15 protein-coding genes are annotated in these 16,526 nt (G+C 66.7%); 6 read left to right on the top strand and 9 right to left on the bottom strand.

The features are described 5' to 3' along the window. Nucleotides 1–6 precede the first annotated feature (6 nt). From frdA to frdD, 4 genes are read left to right on the top strand one after another with little or no spacing between them, the layout of a single operon-like run. Entirely contained in the window at nucleotides 7–1,749 is a 1,743-nt protein-coding gene (gene frdA, locus AB0I14_RS20070; protein WP_358025174.1) for a fumarate reductase (quinol) flavoprotein subunit, read from the top strand. A 1-nt stretch (nucleotide 1,750) separates the two neighbouring features. Next, nucleotides 1,751–2,494: a succinate dehydrogenase/fumarate reductase iron-sulfur subunit gene (locus tag AB0I14_RS20065; protein ID WP_358025172.1), complete on the top strand. Its 744-nt coding sequence runs from the start codon at nucleotides 1,751–1,753 to the stop codon at nucleotides 2,492–2,494. After that, a complete protein-coding gene (locus AB0I14_RS20060; RefSeq protein WP_358025170.1) occupies nucleotides 2,491–2,865 on the top strand; it encodes a fumarate reductase subunit C in 375 nt (124 codons plus the stop codon). The genes AB0I14_RS20065 and AB0I14_RS20060 overlap by 4 nt, the downstream gene beginning before the upstream one ends. Beyond that, nucleotides 2,862–3,221, top strand: a complete 360-nt coding sequence (frdD, locus tag AB0I14_RS20055; protein ID WP_358025168.1) for a fumarate reductase subunit FrdD — start codon at nucleotides 2,862–2,864, stop codon at nucleotides 3,219–3,221. Before AB0I14_RS20060 ends, frdD begins: the two co-directional genes overlap by 4 nt. A gap of 69 nt (nucleotides 3,222–3,290) precedes the next feature. Here the strand turns inward: frdD and AB0I14_RS20050 are convergent, their stop codons facing one another. From AB0I14_RS20050 to AB0I14_RS20030, 5 genes are read right to left on the bottom strand one after another with little or no spacing between them, the layout of a single operon-like run. Beyond that, the gene (locus tag AB0I14_RS20050) at nucleotides 3,291–3,740 is read right to left on the bottom strand and encodes an SRPBCC family protein (protein WP_358025166.1); all 450 of its coding nucleotides are present in this window, start codon (nucleotides 3,738–3,740) and stop codon (nucleotides 3,291–3,293) included. 3 nt (nucleotides 3,741–3,743) lie between these two features. After that, the gene (locus AB0I14_RS20045) at nucleotides 3,744–3,923 is read right to left on the bottom strand and encodes an antitoxin (RefSeq protein WP_036447720.1); all 180 of its coding nucleotides are present in this window, start codon (nucleotides 3,921–3,923) and stop codon (nucleotides 3,744–3,746) included. A gap of 58 nt (nucleotides 3,924–3,981) precedes the next feature. Continuing rightward, nucleotides 3,982–6,468: an HAD-IC family P-type ATPase gene (locus AB0I14_RS20040; protein WP_358025164.1), complete on the bottom strand. Its 2,487-nt coding sequence runs from the start codon at nucleotides 6,466–6,468 to the stop codon at nucleotides 3,982–3,984. A 58-nt stretch (nucleotides 6,469–6,526) separates the two neighbouring features. After that, nucleotides 6,527–7,639: an MBL fold metallo-hydrolase gene (locus AB0I14_RS20035; RefSeq protein WP_358025162.1), complete on the bottom strand. Its 1,113-nt coding sequence runs from the start codon at nucleotides 7,637–7,639 to the stop codon at nucleotides 6,527–6,529. A 1-nt stretch (nucleotide 7,640) separates the two neighbouring features. Next, nucleotides 7,641–8,375: an enoyl-CoA hydratase gene (locus tag AB0I14_RS20030; protein WP_358025160.1), complete on the bottom strand. Its 735-nt coding sequence runs from the start codon at nucleotides 8,373–8,375 to the stop codon at nucleotides 7,641–7,643. Between the two features lie 26 nt (nucleotides 8,376–8,401). Here AB0I14_RS20030 and AB0I14_RS20025 point away from each other — a divergent pair, with 26 nt between their 5' ends. Together AB0I14_RS20025 and AB0I14_RS20020 are read left to right on the top strand one after the other, a co-directional pair. After that, nucleotides 8,402–9,871, top strand: a complete 1,470-nt coding sequence (locus AB0I14_RS20025; protein ID WP_358025158.1) for a carboxyl transferase domain-containing protein — start codon at nucleotides 8,402–8,404, stop codon at nucleotides 9,869–9,871. 96 nt (nucleotides 9,872–9,967) lie between these two features. Then, entirely contained in the window at nucleotides 9,968–10,804 is an 837-nt protein-coding gene (locus AB0I14_RS20020) for a hypothetical protein (protein WP_358025156.1), read from the top strand. A 52-nt stretch (nucleotides 10,805–10,856) separates the two neighbouring features. Here the strand turns inward: AB0I14_RS20020 and AB0I14_RS20015 are convergent, their stop codons facing one another. The 4 genes from AB0I14_RS20015 to AB0I14_RS20000 form a co-directional block, all read right to left on the bottom strand. Continuing rightward, nucleotides 10,857–12,851, bottom strand: coding sequence for a YhgE/Pip domain-containing protein (locus AB0I14_RS20015; RefSeq protein WP_358025493.1), 1,995 nt, complete (start codon nucleotides 12,849–12,851; stop codon nucleotides 10,857–10,859). 14 nt (nucleotides 12,852–12,865) lie between these two features. Next, nucleotides 12,866–13,606, bottom strand: coding sequence for a hypothetical protein (locus AB0I14_RS20010; protein ID WP_358025154.1), 741 nt, complete (start codon nucleotides 13,604–13,606; stop codon nucleotides 12,866–12,868). Nucleotides 13,607–13,718: 112 nt separating this feature from the next. After that, on the bottom strand, nucleotides 13,719–14,912 hold the full coding sequence (locus AB0I14_RS20005) for an MFS transporter (protein WP_358025491.1): 1,194 nt from the start codon (nucleotides 14,910–14,912) through the stop codon (nucleotides 13,719–13,721). Nucleotides 14,913–14,962: 50 nt separating this feature from the next. Continuing rightward, nucleotides 14,963–16,525, bottom strand: coding sequence for an FAD-dependent monooxygenase (locus AB0I14_RS20000; RefSeq protein ID WP_358025152.1), 1,563 nt, complete (start codon nucleotides 16,523–16,525; stop codon nucleotides 14,963–14,965). Nucleotide 16,526 lies beyond the last annotated feature (1 nt).

The following is a 16,526-nucleotide window of genomic DNA, read 5'->3' as shown; positions in this document are numbered from 1 at the left end:
CAGCCGATGACGGCCTCACACGACATAGTGGTGATCGGTGGGGGCGGCGCCGGTCTGCGCGCCGCGATCGCCATCGCCGAGACGAACCCGCGCCTGTCCGTGGCGATCGTGTCGAAGGTGTACCCGATGCGCAGCCACACCGTATCGGCCGAGGGCGGTGCGGCCGCCGTGGCCGGGGCCGACGACAGCATCGACGAACACGCCTACGACACCATTTCCGGCGGGGACTGGCTGTGCGACCAGGATGCGGTCGAAGCGTTCGTCGCCGAGGCACCCCGTGAACTCATGCAGCTCGAGCACTGGGGTTGCCCGTGGAGCCGGACGCCGGACGGGCACATCGCCGTTCGCGCCTTCGGCGGCATGAAGAAGCTGCGCACCTGGTTCGCCGCCGACAAGACCGGATTCCACCTGCTGCACACCTTGTTCCAGCGGGTGCTCTCCTATCCAGGCATCGCACGGTACGACGAATGGTTCGCCACCACACTGCTCGTCGACGACGGCGTGGTGCGCGGTCTGGTCGCGATCGAGCTGGCCACCGGACGTATCGAGACCATCCTGGCCGACGCGGTGATCATGTGCACCGGCGGATGCGGCCGGGTGTTCCCGTTCACCACCAACGCCAACATCAAGACCGGCGACGGGATGGCACTGGCGTTCCGGGCCGGAGCACCGCTCAAGGACATGGAATTCGTGCAGTACCACCCGACCGGGTTGCCGTTCACCGGAATCCTGATCACCGAGGCCGCCCGCGCCGAGGGGGGATGGCTGCTCAACAAGGACGGCTACCGGTACCTGCAGGATTACGACCTGGGCACACCCACTCCCGAACCCAAGCTGCGCAGTATGGAACTCGGCCCGCGAGACCGGTTGTCGCAGGCGTTCGTCCATGAGCTGGACAAGGGCCGCACCGGCGAAACTCCTTACGGTCCGGTGGTTTATCTGGATCTACGGCACCTCGGCGCCGAGCTCATCGATGCCAAGCTACCGTTCGTCCGGGAACTGTGCCGCGACTATCAGCACATCGACCCGGTCTCCGAACTGGTACCGGTGCGACCCGTCGTGCACTACATGATGGGCGGCATCCACACCGATATCACCGGCGCCACAGCACTTCCCGGCCTCTACGCGGCCGGCGAAACCGCATGCGTCAGCATCAACGGGGCCAACCGGCTGGGTTCGAACTCGCTGCCCGAGCTGCTGGTGTTCGGCGCCCGTGCCGGATACGCCGCGGCGGAGTATGTGTCCGGGGCCGGCACGGCCTCCACCTCTGTGCAGACGCAGGCCCGCACCGAGGAACAGCGCCTGGAGCACGATCTGAGCCGGCGTGCCGAAGGCGGTGGTGAGCGTATCGCCGACATCCGCACGGACATGCAGAGCGTGCTGGAGACCGCGGCGGGCATCTACCGCGACGGCCCGACCTTGACCAAGGCCGCCGAGCAGGTGCGCGAGCTGCAGGAGCGCTTCGCCAACGCCGGCATCGACGATCACAGCCACACCTTCAATACGGAACTGCTGGCGCTTCTGGAGCTGTCGGGGATGCTCGACATCGCCCAGACGATCATCGAATCGGCCTCGCACCGCACCGAATCCCGCGGCGCACACCAGCGGACCGACTTCCCCAGCCGCGATGACGAGCAGTTCCTGGCGCACACCATGATCCATCGAGAGCCCGACGGCTCAGCGCGGATCGGCTACCTGCCGGTCACTGTCACCCGCTGGCCACCGGGCGAACGTGTCTACGGGAGATGAGATGGCAGACCGAATTGTCATGGAGGTGGCTCGATATCGACCCGAAACCGATACCGAGCCGGTGCTGCAGTCCTACGACGTTCCGCTCACGCGGGAGTGGGCGGTACTGGACGGGCTGAACTACATCAAGGACCAGCTCGACGGCACGCTGAGCTTCCGGTGGTCATGCCGGATGGGCATCTGCGGCAGTTGCGGTATGACGATCAACGGCGACCCCAAACTGGCATGCGCGACCTTCCTCGTCGACTACCTGCCCGGACCGGTAAGGGTGGAACCGATGCGCAACTTCCCGGTGACCCGCGACCTCGTCGTCGACATCAGCGACTTCATGACCAAACTCCCCCGGGTCAAGCCGTGGATCATCCGTGACGGCGACACCCCAGCCGAGGACGTCGAATACCGCCAAACCCCAGCCGAACTGGAGGAGTTCAAACAGTTCAGCATGTGCATCAACTGCATGCTGTGCTACTCGGCGTGTCCGGTCTACGCGCTTGACCCGGATTTCCTGGGGCCCGCGGCGATCGCGTTGGCCCAGCGCTACAACCTGGATTCCCGCGACGAAGGCGAGGAAGACCGGCGCGATGTGCTGTCTGCCGCCGACGGGGCGTGGGCGTGCACCTACGTCGGCGAATGCTCGGTGGCCTGCCCGAAGGGCGTCGATCCGGCCGGCGCGATCCAGCGCTACAAGCTCACGGCCGCAACACATTCGGTGAAGAGCCTGCTACTCCCGAGGGCCGCGAGATGACGACGTATCGACAGCCGGTCCCTCTGTTGTGGTGGATCAGACGCGCCGCGTACCTGCGGTACATGCTGCGCGAGCTCAGCTGTGAGTTCGTGGCCTGGTCGGTGATCTACCTGCTGGTGCTGGTGTGGGCACTCGGCACAGGTCGTTATGACTGGTTTGTGGATTTCAGCACTCATCCGGTCGTGATCGTGCTGAACCTCGTGACGCTGGCATTCCTGTTGTTGCACACCATGACCTGGTTCAGCCTGGCGCCGCGCGCGATGATCGTTCATCTACGAGGCCGGCGCGTGCCTGCGGGTGCGGTGCTCGCCGGCCACTACGCCGCCTGGCTTGTCGTCACGGCGGTGATCGCATGGGTGGTGCTGGCATGAACGCGCCGGCCCGTCGAACGCCGGAACCGTACTTCTGGCTGTTGTTCTCGGCCGGGGGCATGGTGACCGCGCTGACGCTGCCGGTGCTGATGTTGCTGTTCGGCGTGGTGTTCCCACTCGGCCTGCTCGATGCCCCCGATCCCGCACATCTACTGGCCGTGGTGCGCAATCCGCTGACCCGAATCGTGCTGGCCGGTGTCTTCGTGCTGGGGCTGTTCCACTGGGCCCACAGGTTTCGCTTCATGCTCGAACACGGCCTGAAACTCGGCCGCTTCGACCGGGCGATCGCGGTCTGCAGTTACGGTGCGGCCGCCTTGGGCTCGATCGTGGCGATCTGGGTGCTGGTCACCCTCTAACGGCGAGCAGACACAGAATTGCACTTCTATCGGTGATTTCGTGCAATTCTGTGTCTGCTCGCGGACGGACTACGACGGAGCGTAGAGCGACTTGAACTTGTTGAGCGACTGCTGGATATCGCCCTTGAGCGCGGCGGCGACCACCATGCCGATGGGCCCGAACAGGGCCGGCCCACCGAGGTGCACGTCGAAGGTCACTTTCGCGCCTTCTCCCCCGTCAACCGACGCCGGTGCGATCTTTCCGATCAGCTTGACCTTTACCCCGCCACGGCCATCGCCGTTGAGGGTCAGGGTCTGCGGCGGCTTGTAGTTCACCAGCGTCCACTTCACGCGGTTCAACATGCCCTTGACTTCGACGATCGAGTCAATGACCGTGCCCTTTTCCAGGGTGTCGGGCAGCTCCGACCGCCAGGCCCGGTGGATGCTGAGCCAGTCGTCGTAACGGGACAGATCTGAGGCGTACTCCCACGCCTTCTCCGGCGGCAACGGAACATCGACGGAGACAGACAATTTAGCCATTGGTTACTGCTGCGGTTCTTCCTTGTTGATGGCGTTCTTGGCCGCTTCCTGCGCCTTGTCGACCGCGCCGGAGTACTTGCCCTGCGTCTTCTCGTCGACGATGTCGCCGGCCTTGTCGATCGCCTGCTCGACCTTGTCAGCATTCTGCGACAAAAGGTCCTTGGCCTTGTCCAGGAATCCCATCAGCCCACCCTATCTTCTCGATTTTCAACTGACCGCTGGCTATTGTCCCCGCAGCCAGCTATCTCCACAACCGGCGCTTCTCCCCCAGGACCTTCCCCTGAACCCACCACAGCACCTCGATCAGTGTTGCCCCGACCAGGCCGATGCCCAACGCAATCGCGGTGACCTTGAGGTTCGACGGATCCAGCATGAACAGACGCTGAGCCATCGGCAAACAGAAAATCAGCACATACGCCAGCGCCGAAGTCGCGACGAGCGCCACCCGCCACCACTCATACGGTCGGGCCACCACCGACAGCACCCACAGCGAGGACACCAACAACGTGATCAGAGCCGCCGTCGAGGCTTGGGTCTGTTCCACCAGGCCGGCCTCGCGGCCCTGATAGGCCACCAGGTAGGAGATGAAGGTGACGGTGCCGACCACCAGGCCCGAGGGCAGCGCGGCCGTCATCACCCGGCGCACGAAACCCGTATGGGCACGTTCGTTGTTCGGGGCCAGCGACAGGACGAACGACGGGATACCGATGGTGAACCAGGCCGCGATGGTGACGTGGATCGGCTGGAACGGGAACAACAGCGGATCGGTGCCGAACAACTTGGACGACAATCCGGCCAGTGCAACCAGGATCGCCAGCAGCACCGAGTACACGGTCTTGGTGAGGAACAGGTTCGAGACCCGCTCGATGTTGCCGATCACCCGCCGGCCTTCGCCGACCACATACGGCAGGGTGGCGAACTTGTTGTCCAACAACACGATCTGCGCCACTGCGCGCGAAGCCGAGCTACCCGAGCCCATCGCGACGCCGATGTCGGCATCCTTGAGGGCCAGCACGTCGTTGACACCGTCCCCGGTCATGGCCACGGTGTGCCCACGTGATTGCAGGGCATGCACCATGGCCCGCTTCTGATCCGGGCGCACCCGACCGAACGTGGTGTACTGCTCCAGCGTGTCCGCCAACTGCTCCGGCTCGTGCGGCAACTGCCTGGCATCCATCGTCTCGCCGTGCAGGCCGAGCTTGCCGGCCACCGCGCCCACCGACACCGCGTTGTCCCCGGAGATCACCTTGACCGAAACATGCTGGGAAGCAAAGTAATCGAGGGTGTCACCGGCGTCGGGGCGGATCCGTTGTTCGAGCACCACCAGCGCGACGGGCGTGACATTGCCGGGAGCCTGCGGGGCGTCGACGGCCAGATCGGACGACCCGACCAACAGCACCCGCAGTCCCTGGGCCCCGATCTGCTCGGCTTCCTCGGCCACCGGTGAGCTGGAGTCCAACAACACATCCGGGGCACCGATCACCCAGTTTCCATGCTCGCCGTAGGACGCACCGCTCCATTTGGTGGCGGACTTGAACGGAGCCGTAGCGGTCGCCGTCCATCCCGGCGGCCTCGCGAAGGCCTCGGCGATGGCGACCATGCTGGCGTTGGGCCGGGCGTCATCGGCAGCCAACTGCGCCAACGCCTCTGCGACATCGCTCTCGGCGACCGTCTTGAGATCGCTGACCCGCATACCGTTCTCGGTCAGGGTGCCGGTCTTGTCCGCGCACACCACGTCGACGCGGGCCAGGCCCTCGATCGCGGGCAGCTCGTTGACCAGGCACTGACGCCGGCCCAGCCGCACAACCCCGACCGCGAACGCGATCGACGTCATCAACACCAGGCCTTCGGGCACCATCGGCACCAACGCTCCCACCATGCGCAGCACCGGTTCATGCCACACCGCGTCGGTGGTGAAGACCTGACTCATGATGATTCCCAGCGACTCTCGCCAACCGCCCTCATTGGCGACGATGTCGCGGTAGGTCTGCTTGAGCGAATCCAGGATCCGGGGGTCGGTGGTGAACAGCTGGGTGTAGATGGTGAGCAGGCCGGCAGGCACCAGCAGGTAGGTGATGAACTGCAGGATCTTGTTGATGCCGTTGCGCAGTTCGGATTTCACCAGGGTGAACTTGGAGGCCTCCGCGGCGAGCTTCGCGGCGTACGCCTCGTGCCCCACCTTGGTGGCCCGGTAGGCACCGGAGCCCGCGACCACGAAACTGCCCGACATCACCGTGTCGCCCACGGCTTTGACGATCGGATCGGCCTCACCGGTCAACAACGACTCGTCGACCTCAAGGTTGGAATCCTCAATGATCTCGCCGTCCACCACGATCTGATCGCCCGGGCCGAGTTCGATGATGTCGTCGAGCACAACCTCGGCGGGCAGCACGGCGCGACTGCCGGATTCCCTGCGCACCGTGGGCTTGGCCTGCCCGACGATGGCCAGCTTGTCCAGGGTCTGTTTGGCCCGGATCTCCTGGATGATGCCGATCGCACTGTTGGCGATGATCAGCAGGCCGAACGCCCCGTTGATCAACGAACCGGTGGACAGCACGATCAGAAACAGCACACTCAGGATCGCGTTGATGCGGGTGAACACGTTGCCGCGGATGATGTCCGAGATGCTGCGGGCCGCCCGCGTCGGGACGTCGTTGCTCTTACCCTCGGCTACTCGCTGGGCCACCTCGGCATCGGTGAGACCAGTGACATTGATCGTCGTCGTCATGCGCCCTCGTCCCGTCGGCGTGATGGTGCCGAACCGTCAGTTTGCCATCGGAAACCGGTCAGAACTCCCACCATGGGTCGAGCTCCGCAGACGCGGCGTCCACCCGCTGCCCCGGGCGCGGCACCGCGATCTGCACCCCGGCCGGGTCGGCCGCCGTCAGCAAGCGGCGCACCGGATCGGCCCACGGGTGCGGAGCCAGCCGGAACGTCGCCCAGTGGACCGGCACCAACAACCCGGACTCGGTGACGTCCAGATGGGCGCGCACCGCCTCCTCGGGATTCATGTGGATATCGGGCCAACTCGGGTGATACGCCCCGACCGGTAACAAGGTCAGGTCGAAAGGCCCGTATTCCGAACCGATTTCGGAGAAGCTCTTGGTGTAGCCGGTATCCCCGCCGAAGAACGCCCGGTGCTGCGGCCCGATGAAAGCCCACGAGGCCCACAGCGTGGTGTTGCGCTGGAACAGCCGCCCCGAGAAATGCCGGGCCGGCGTGCACACCAGGGTCAGCTCACCGATCCGGTGGCTCTCGTTCCAATCAAGCTCGATGATGCGGTCTTCGGGTATCCGCCACTTCCGCAGGTGCGCCCCGATCCCCAGCGGCACCACGAACGGCGCCCGCTGAGTGCGGGCCAACCCCAGCACCGTCTCGATATCGAGGTGGTCGTAGTGATCGTGGCTGATCACGATGGCGTCGACGGCGGGCAGCGCCTCCAGCGGCAGCGGCGGTTCGTGCAACCGCTGCGGACCCACCACCCGCGACGGCGAGCAGCGACGGCTCCACACCGGATCCGTCAGCACCCGGTAGCCGTCGATCTCGACCAGCGCGGTCGAGTGCCCCAACCAGGACACCGCGCACGCGGCCGCCTCCCCGTCATTTTCGACAGGATCGACCAGCGGAATCGGGCCCGGCGGCCTACTGGCCGAACGCGGGGCCAACATCTCGGCGATCAGCATGCGCCACTCTTCGCGGCTCATGCTGATGCCCGGCGAGGCCGGCTCGATATTGACGAACACACCGTCGGCGTACTGCAGGGACCGCTGCGCCACCGGGCGGATGTCGCGAGGCAGGGCCCCCACCGAGGCGGGGGTCCCGTTCAGCGCGCGCACCAACCACCCGCCGGCCAGCAACGAGGCCGACCTGGCACCCAACCGCAGCGCAGCGCGCAGCATGTCAGGCCCCGTTGAAGTTCGGCGGCCGCTTCTCGATGCGGGCCACCTGCGCTTCGATGACGTCCTGGCTGCCCCACGCCCTGTCGAACAGCTCCTTGTGCTCGGGCCACGACTCCTCGTAGGCACCGTCGTCGTTGAGCACCCGCTTGGCGTGCTGCAGGGCCAGTGGCGCGAACCCGGCCAGCTCGGCCGCCCACTTCTGCGCGTCGGCCAGCGTGCCGATGCGGTTGGCCATCCCGGTCTGCAACGCGGTCTCCGCGGTCAGCCTCTCGGCCCCGAGCAGCATGCCGCGCGCCCGGCCGTAGCCGACCAGTGAGGTCAGCCGCCGGATGCTCCAGTTGTCCAACGCCAGGCCGTACCGGGCGACCGGGAACTGGAAGTAGGCCTCGGGGGCGACGACACGGAGATCGCAGATCATCGACAGGATCACGCCCGCGCCGATCGCCGGCCCGTTGATCGCGCCGATGACCGGAACCGGGGCCTTGTCGATCGCCAGGTTCAGCGCCAGCGCCTTGTCAGGGAGCTTCTCGGCCATGCCCGCGGCATCGGTCAGGTCCGCGCCCGAGCTGAACACCGAACCGGACCCCGTCAGCACAATGGCACGGATGTCCTGCTCGGCGGCATGCTCGACCGCTTCCCGCAGGCCGTCGACAAGCTCGCAGTTCAGCGCGTTGCGCCGCTCCGCACGTTGCAATTCCAGGGTCAGGACATTGCCGTCTCTGGTCACACCAATCATGTGGCCAGCCTATATAGGCTGGCGCCGTGAGTCGGATCGGCGCCCGGACGCTTCGTGATGCAGTGCTCGACGAGGGCTCTTTCCAGAGCTGGGACGAGCCGCCCCTGGAAGTGGCCCGCTCTGAGGACTACCAGCGAGAACTGGCCGAGGCGGCGGCGAAGACCGGACTCGACGAATCCGTGCTGACCGGCGAAGGCACCATCTTCGGCCGCCGCGTGGCCGTGGTGGCCTGCGAGTTCGACTTCCTGGCCGGGTCGATCGGGGTGGCCGCCGCCGAGCGGATCACCGCCGCGGTGACGCGCGCCACCGCCGAGGGGCTGCCGCTGCTGGCATCGCCGAGCTCGGGCGGGACCCGGATGCAGGAAGGCACCGTGGCGTTCCTGCAGATGGTCAAGATCGCCGCCGCCGTCGAACTGCACAAACAAGCCCACCTGCCTTACCTGGTGTACCTGCGCCACCCCACCACCGGCGGGGTGTTCGCGTCCTGGGGTTCGCTGGGCCACGTCACCGCCGCCGAGCCCGGCGCGCTGATCGGCTTCCTCGGGCCACGGGTGTACGAGCACCTCTACGGCGAACCGTTCCCACCCGGGGTGCAGACCGCCGAGAATCTGCACGCCCACGGGGTCATCGACGGGGTCGTGCCGCTCGCCCTGCTGCGCGACACCCTCGACCGCACGCTCCGAGTGGTCTTGGACACTCCTGTCCCGCTTCCGGCCGCCACCGCCCCTGAACCACTGCCCGACGTGCCGGCCTGGGAATCGGTGCTGGCTTCGCGGCGCCCGGACCGGCCCGGCGTCGGATACCTGTTGCGGCACGGCGCCACGGATCGGGTGCTGCTCTCCGGGACCGAGCGCGGCGAGGCCGCGACGATGCTGCTGGCGCTGGCCCGCTTCGGTGGGCAGCCCGCGGTGGTGGTCGGCCAGCGCCGCAGTGAGGGCGGGCTGGTCGGGCCCGGCGCCCTGCGTGAGGCCCGGCGCGGCATGGCGTTGGCGGCCGGACTGCAGCTGCCGCTGGTCCTGGTGATCGACACCCCGGGGCCGGCCCTGTCGATCGAAGCCGAGCAGGGTGGCCTGGCGGGTGAGATCGCCCGCTGCCTGGCCGAATTGGTCACGCTGGACACCCCGACGGTCTCGGTGCTGATGGGACAGGGCAGCGGCGGGCCGGCCCTGGCGATGGTGCCCGCCGACCGGGTGCTGGCCGCCGCGAACGGCTGGCTGGCCCCGCTGCCGCCCGAAGGTGCCAGCGCCATCGTCTACCGCGACACCGCACACGCCGCGGAACTGGCTGCCGCGCAAGGGGTTCGCTCGACCGACCTGGTGCGGGCCGGTATCGCCGACGCGATCGTGCCCGAACATCCCGACGCCGCCGACGAACCACGGGCCTTCACCCAACGGCTTTCGGCCGCCATTGCCGGCGAGCTTGCCCAGTTGCGCGCGGTGCCAAGCGAGCAGCGACTGCAGACCCGCCTGGAGCGCTACCGACGAATCGGGCTCTGAGTTCGTCGTACGTAACGCCACGGCGCAATTCGGGCGGAATCTTCGCCGTGGCGTTACGCACGTGACCCTGTCGGTGGCGGTCGGCACACTTCGGCCGTGGGAGAACCATTCATCGGCAGCGAGGCGCTGGCAGCGGGACGACTGACCCGGTACGAATTGCGGAGTCGGTTTGTCGCAGTGCACCAGGACGTGTACGTCGCGAAAGACACGTTGCCGACTGCGGTTCTGCGGGCCAAGGCCTGCTGGCTGCGGTCGAGACGTCGCGGCGTGCTGGCAGGTTTCTCGGCATCAGCCCTGCACGGCGCACGCTGGATCGATGCGAACCTGCCCGCGTACATCATCGACAGCAATCGTCGGCCCGCACGCGGAATCGTCGCGTGGGCAGACGCGATCGATGACGACGAGGTCTGCCTCATCGGCGGAATGCAGGTGACCACGCCTGCGCGCACGGCGGTCGATCTGGCATGCAAGTTTCCGGCGGACACCGCGATAGCCGCAATCGACGCCTTGGCCAGGGCCGCGCGACTGAAGGCCGCTGATACCCCGTTGGCCGCCGAGCGCCACGTCGGGCGTAAGGGCATCAGGCAGGCGCTGGCCAGCATCGCGCTGGTTGATCCCGGCTCGGAATCCCCGCGAGAAACATGGTTGCGGCTGTTGGTCGTTCGCGCCGACTACCCGCCTCCACAGACGCAATGCCCCATCTACAACGAATACGGCGCGCTGATCGGCGAAGCTGACATGGCGTGGCCGGAGCTGAAGATCGCCATGGAATACGAGGGGCGCCACCACACCGACCCTGACCAGCTCCGAAAAGACATCGCGCGGATTGACGAGATGATCGACGCGGGCTGGATCGTCATCAGAGTCACCTCACGTGATGGTGAGGCCTCGGTTCTCGGCAGGCTCCGCAAGGCCTGGGCATCGCGTACGTAACGCCACGGCGAGAATCGGGCGGAATTCTCGCCGTGGCGTTACGCACGCCGCCTCACACTTCGATCGGCGGATGCAGCCTGTCCATGGTGTACTGCCGATCTCGTCGCGCAGCCCACGAACTGGCGGCCAGCGAGACCGCCAGCACACCGACCAGGACCGCGACCGCGACCCACAGCCGTGAGTCGATCCCGCCCACGATCAGTTGGCGAAGGCCGTTGACCGCGTAGGTCATCGGATCGACCGGGTGCAGTATCTGGAAGGGTTTCGCGGTGGTCTCCACCGGATAGATGCCGCCGGCCGAGACCAGTTGGAGCATGAGGAACGCCAGCGTCACCACGCGGCCCACCGACACTCCGAACACGGCGTTGAACGCCTGGATCAGGGCCAGGAACGTACCCGCCACCAACAGCAGGAACGCCACGGTGGACAGCGGGTATTTCGCCTGCAGGCCCACCCCGAAATGCACCACCACATACATCACCACAACCTGGCAGAACACGATCAGCAGGGCGGGCCAGTAAGACGCGAGCACCACACGCAGCGCCCCCAGCCCGTTGACGACCGGACGGGACTGCAACGGCTTCAACAACATCCAGATGATGAGCGCGCCGATGAACAAGGCCAGCGGCAGGAAGAACGGCGCAAAACCGGTGCCGAACGTGGCGGCCGGATTGTGTGTCTGAATGTCGAGCGCCACGGGCGCGGCCAGGGTCCGCGCCACCTCGGTGCGCTGCTGCGGGCTCCACGACGGGACCCGGGTCGAGCCCTCTTTGAGCGCGGTGGCCAGTTGCTGATTGCCGGCCTGAAGCTTCTCCGTGCCGGCCGCGAGTTCACCTGCGCCACCGGATAGTTGGCGGCCACCGTTAGCCAGCTGCACCAGACCGCCGTTGAGCCGCTGGGCACCGTCGTTGAGTTGGTGCGCGCCGTCCCGCAATTTGACGACGTCGGAGCGCAACCCACCGGTGACCGCCTTGGTGATGAACACCCGCAGCTTGCTGTTCGGGTCACCCAGTTCGTTCTCCAACTGGGTGGCGTTGTCCCGCAGACGGATCAGGCCCTCATCGGTGGTCGGATCGAGACCGCGAGCCTGCAGAATCCGTTGCGCACCGGCCAGGAACTCCCCGGTGTCGCGCACCGTGGGATCGGGGCTGTTGCGCAGCATGCCGACCGCCTGATCGACGATCGCCGCGGCCTGCGCCTGGTCGATGTTCAGCGCCGCGATCCGGTCGGTGGTCGAGCGCACCGCACCCGACAACCGCTGCGCGGCCATGCCGACCTCGTTGGGGTCCAGGCCGAGTCCGCTGACACGGTCCAGCACGGTCAGCATTGGATCAGTTGCCTGGTCGACCGCCGTCGACAACTGTCTCGTGCCCGCGGCCAACTGCGCAGACCCGTCGCGCGCGGTGACCAACCCCGTGGTCAGGGCGTCGGCCCCAGCAGACAACCGGTGCGCGCCGTCATTGGCCGCCGCACTCCCGGTGGCCAACTGCTGTGCGCCGTCAGCCGCCTTCACCAGGCCGGCTCCGGCATCGGTCAACCCGGTCAGCACGGTGCCGACCGTGCGTTCGCCGATGTTGGCGTTGATCTGGTTGATCACCTCACGGGCCGCGTTCTGCCCGATGATCGAACCGAGGTAGTTGTTGGCATCGTTGAAGGTGAAGCGGATGTTGGCCTGATGCGGCGACCCACCCGACGGTGACGAGATGCTGGTGCTGAAATCCTCCGGCAGCGTGATCGAGAAGTAGTACTTACCGTCGGCCACGCCGTCGGCCGCCTCCTGCGCCGAAACCCGGTGCAGCTGAAGCTGACCCGAGTCGACCAGCGCATCGGCGACCTCGTCGCCGGCCTTGATCAGCTGCCCTTCGGCGACGGTGCCCCGGTCCTCGTTGACCAAGGCCACCGGAACCTTGTCCACCTCACCGAACGGGTTCCAGAACGCCCACAGGTACATCGCGCCGTACAGCAGCGGCAGCAAGATGACCGTCACCAGCGCGATACGCGGCATCGTGCCGCGCGAGAAACGTTTGAGGTCGGTACCCAGCGACATTCCGGCTAGCACGGCTACTCGCCACCTTTCTGCGAACCGGCCAGCTCGGCCAGCGTCGTGTTGGGCACTGTCAGTTGGGCACGTACGGCCGAGGCCAGATGGCCGGGCACCCCGTTGACCGTCGCGGTGATCACGGTCTGCTTCTCCCCCAGCGCGATCAGCCGGCCCAGCAGGATGTCGCGGTTGCGGTCATCGGTGAGGTGGTCCAGGTTTCCGACCACCAGCAGCGGCGGCTTTGCGGTGTTGGCCAGGGCGATGCGCAGCAGGATCTGGTCGAGCTCGGTGAGCCCGTCGAAGTACGCCGTCAGTGACGGCAACGGCAGGTCACCGAACACCGGCGCGCACACAGCGGCCAGGGCGTCTTCGTCGGCGCGGCCCACCAGCGTGTACCAGGGCGCGTCCCACCGGCGTTGTTCGGTCACCAGATCGCGCACCGTCACCGATTCCGACACTGTGTCCAGTTCATCGATCCCGGCGAGCGCCGCGAAGCGGAAGATGTCAGGCGCCCGGGTACGCCCGAACACGGTCAGCTGTCCGCGCGCGGTCTTCATCCGCCCGGCAAGTGTCATCAGCAGTGCGGTGCGACCGGTACCCGCCGGTGCGACCAGCACCGTGACGCCGCCTTCGTCGATGGCGAGGTCGACAGGCCCGTACACCGGGCCCCAGGGACCGTGCATGGTGATCGCGCGTGCAGTGATCGCCGGCGGCTTTTGCTCGTCCTCGCCGACATCAGGCTCTGGACTTTGCTCAGGCATAGGCACATCACAACACATCCGGCGGGTCCGCACAGGCAACCGGAATCCCGCGGCCGGCCGCCGATTCCACCTGCCTGCGTCGGGCGTGGCCTCGCACGTAGAGGAGACGGTGTCAACACCGGCTTCGCGCGTGACCTGACCGGCGGCGCGGCTGCCAGGTTTGTAGCGCGATCAGGCATGCGGCGGCAAGCACACCGACAGCGGTGGCGAAACCGATTCCGGCGCCCCTCAGCCCCCAATGCTGCGCGGCGAGGCCTTCGCCGATGACGGGTACCGAGATGGCGATGTAGGCGACCACGAACAGCGTCGAGCTGACTTCGGCGCGCCTATCGGCTGGGGTGAGCTCGGTGACGGCGGCAAGGCCGCGACTGAAGGTGATACCTTGTCCCGCACCGGAAATGATGGCAGCGGCGATGAGTCCGGCCAGTGAGGTGGTGACCAGCGCCGCCGTCAAGGCGATCATGCCGATCACCAGTGTTGCGCAGCCAACGGCCATCGCGCGTTGGGGCGGTATCCGGGTTGCCGCTACCTGGGCCGCTGCTGAAGCGAGGAAGGCGCTGCTCGCCATCAACCCGGCTGCGGCGTGGTTGTCGATGCCGATCATGGTGGATAGAAATGACGGCGCGAGCGCGGCGAACAGCCCGATACAGGCGAATCCCGCGAAAACCCCGATCGCCGCGAACGTCAACATTCCCCGCACCTGGGCGGGCAGTCGCAGTCGCTGTAACCCTAGATGTCCAGTCTTGGAAGATGTTTCAGGTACGGCGATGACCGCCAAGCTGGCCAGTCCCGCTGCCGTCGCATGGACGGCGAAAGCCAAATGCAGCGGTGCGGGACAGTACTGCACGAGAAGACCTGCCAGCACAGGTCCGACACCCAGCCCGCCCATGTTCGCGATCGTCGCGATCGCGGCGGCCTTGGTGCGCCACTTCAGCGGTGCGGTTTCGACGATCGCGGCGGTGGCGGTGGCGGTGAACACACCTGCTGACAGTCCGGACAGCACACGAGCGATCACCAGATCGAGCACGGAGTCGGCAGCCAGGAACAGCACGCTGCTGACCATGGCGACGGCCACACCACCAAGCAGAACCGGGCGTCGACCGATCGCGTCGGACCAGCGACCGAACACGACGAGTGCCGTCAGCACTCCTCCGGCGTACGCCGCGTAGATCACCGTGGTGGTGGCAACCGCGAAGTGCATGGCGCTGGCGTAGAGCGCATACATCGGGGTCGGCAGCGTGGTGCCGGCCATGATCACAGCGAGTGCGTAGACCAGCAGCGCGGTGGCCACACCGCCGGAGGTCACCCGGCCGTGCGCACCTGTCGCGTCGACATCGTCGACATCCGTGCCTACAGTCACGATTGCGACGTAATTGACTGTGGGGTAATATTTTTCACTGCGGCTCGCGTGGTTTCGGCGATATTGTGGATCGCGATGTGGCCGATGTAGCCATCCGGGCGGATCAGCAACAGCGCGTCTCGGCTCAACCCGTAGATCCGCGCGAACTCTCCGGTCGGGTCGGTGAGCACATCGCCGGGTATGTCGCACTTGCTATCGGCGCCGATGATGAGGCGCGTAAGTGGTGCTCCGCCTGCGGGCCAGTCGAGTTTGGTCAACTCGGCGGCGGCGTGTGGGCCGTACGCCAGCGCGGTGAAGTGCGGTCCGCGGTAGGCGTCGAACAACCGCACGCGGTGGCCGCCGCCGGTGCCGAGGTCGGAGTTGGGAGCGCGGTCACCGACGCGCAGGGTCTTGGTGCGGTCAGCGGCCAGGGGCGCCAGCGGACCGCCGTGGTAGGTCAGCGTGAGTTGTTTTTCGTCCTTGCCTCGCCGGATGCTGGAGGGGTCGAACTTCCCGATGCCTTCGTATTTCTTGGTGGACAGCCCGAGGACTCCGGCGGCGATGGGTTGTCGTTCCTGTTCGTAGGTGTCGAGAAGGCGATCATCGGCTCCGGCCAGGACTTGGCCGAGTTTCCAGCCCATGTTGTAGGCGTCGCCGATGCCGGTGTTGAGGCCCTGGGCGCCGGCGGGGGTGTGGACGTGGGCGGCGTCGCCGGCCAGCAGGACACGGCCGCGTCGGTAGTTCTTGGCCAGCCGGATATTGGGACGAAACACCGACTGCCACTGGATGTCTCGCAGCACAAGACGCTTGCTGCGGGTGTGCGCTTGGATGCGCGCGTTGATCTGTGCGAGGTCTTCGGGCGCTTGCTCATCAGGCGCGAGTCGGATCATCCACTGGAATTGGTCGCTGTGCGGCAGCGGGCAGGCGCCCACGAAGCGGCCCTTGATGCCGGGCCACACGTGCCAGTAGTTGCGGGACAGCCCGCCCGAGATGGCGGCGTCGACGATGAGGATGCGATCGGCCTCGTCGGTGGAGCCGCTGAACTCGACGCCGAGGATCTTGCGGACCCGGCTGGCCCCGCCGTCAGCGCCGACGAGGAAACGAGCGTTGATGTCCTCAGTCCCATCGGAGGTCGCGACGTGCGCGGCGACATGGGTGCCATGGTCGGTGAACTCCAGCAGCTCAGTGCCGAATTCGACACGACCGCCGAGGGATTCGAACCCCGCGTGCAGGGCCCGGTCGGTGCGGCGCTGCGGGATCAGCCAGGTGTCGGGGTAAGGGACATCGGGGCCGCGTTTTCCCTTGGCCATCATCCGGAACGGGATGGTGATCGGGCCGAGATGGATTCCCATCGGCGGGTACAGGGCGCCTTGGTTGATGATGTCGGGCAGCGCACCCAGATCGTCGAGAACTTCAAGGGTGCGGGGCTGGATGCCTTTAGCGCGTGACCCGTCGAAGGCGTGCGGCGCCTTGTCGATGATACGTACCGTCACGCCGCGGCGGGCGAGGTCGATTGCCAGGGTGGCGCCAGCGGGCCCGGCGCCGACGATCAAGACGTCGGCGGTGCTGGTTGTGGTCATG

This window comes from Mycobacterium sp. NPDC050441, assembly GCF_040655355.1.
Taxonomy (GTDB): Bacteria; Actinomycetota; Actinomycetes; order Mycobacteriales; family Mycobacteriaceae; genus Mycobacterium.
Note: the sequence above shows the minus strand (reverse complement) of the source record. Positions and strands in the feature narration are given on the sequence as shown.

Bases quoted from the DNA above. Each gene is read 5' to 3' on its own strand.
- AB0I14_RS20060 (WP_358025170.1), top strand. From the start codon at position 2,491: ATGACGACGTATCGACAGCCGGTCCCTCTGTTGTGGTGGATCAGACGC.
- AB0I14_RS20065 (WP_358025172.1), top strand. From the start codon at position 1,751: ATGGCAGACCGAATTGTCATGGAGGTGGCTCGATATCGACCCGAAACC.
- AB0I14_RS20035 (WP_358025162.1), bottom strand. From the start codon at position 7,639: ATGCTGCGCGCTGCGCTGCGGTTGGGTGCCAGGTCGGCCTCGTTGCTG.
- AB0I14_RS20040 (WP_358025164.1), bottom strand. From the start codon at position 6,468: ATGACGACGACGATCAATGTCACTGGTCTCACCGATGCCGAGGTGGCC.
- AB0I14_RS20000 (WP_358025152.1), bottom strand. From the start codon at position 16,525: ATGACCACAACCAGCACCGCCGACGTCTTGATCGTCGGCGCCGGGCCC.
- AB0I14_RS20030 (WP_358025160.1), bottom strand. From the start codon at position 8,375: ATGATTGGTGTGACCAGAGACGGCAATGTCCTGACCCTGGAATTGCAA.
- frdD (WP_358025168.1), top strand. From the start codon at position 2,862: ATGAACGCGCCGGCCCGTCGAACGCCGGAACCGTACTTCTGGCTGTTG.
- frdA (WP_358025174.1), top strand. From the start codon at position 7: ATGACGGCCTCACACGACATAGTGGTGATCGGTGGGGGCGGCGCCGGT.
- AB0I14_RS20045 (WP_036447720.1), bottom strand. From the start codon at position 3,923: ATGGGATTCCTGGACAAGGCCAAGGACCTTTTGTCGCAGAATGCTGAC.
- AB0I14_RS20050 (WP_358025166.1), bottom strand. From the start codon at position 3,740: ATGGCTAAATTGTCTGTCTCCGTCGATGTTCCGTTGCCGCCGGAGAAG.
- AB0I14_RS20010 (WP_358025154.1), bottom strand. From the start codon at position 13,606: ATGCCTGAGCAAAGTCCAGAGCCTGATGTCGGCGAGGACGAGCAAAAG.
- AB0I14_RS20015 (WP_358025493.1), bottom strand. From the start codon at position 12,851: ATGTCGCTGGGTACCGACCTCAAACGTTTCTCGCGCGGCACGATGCCG.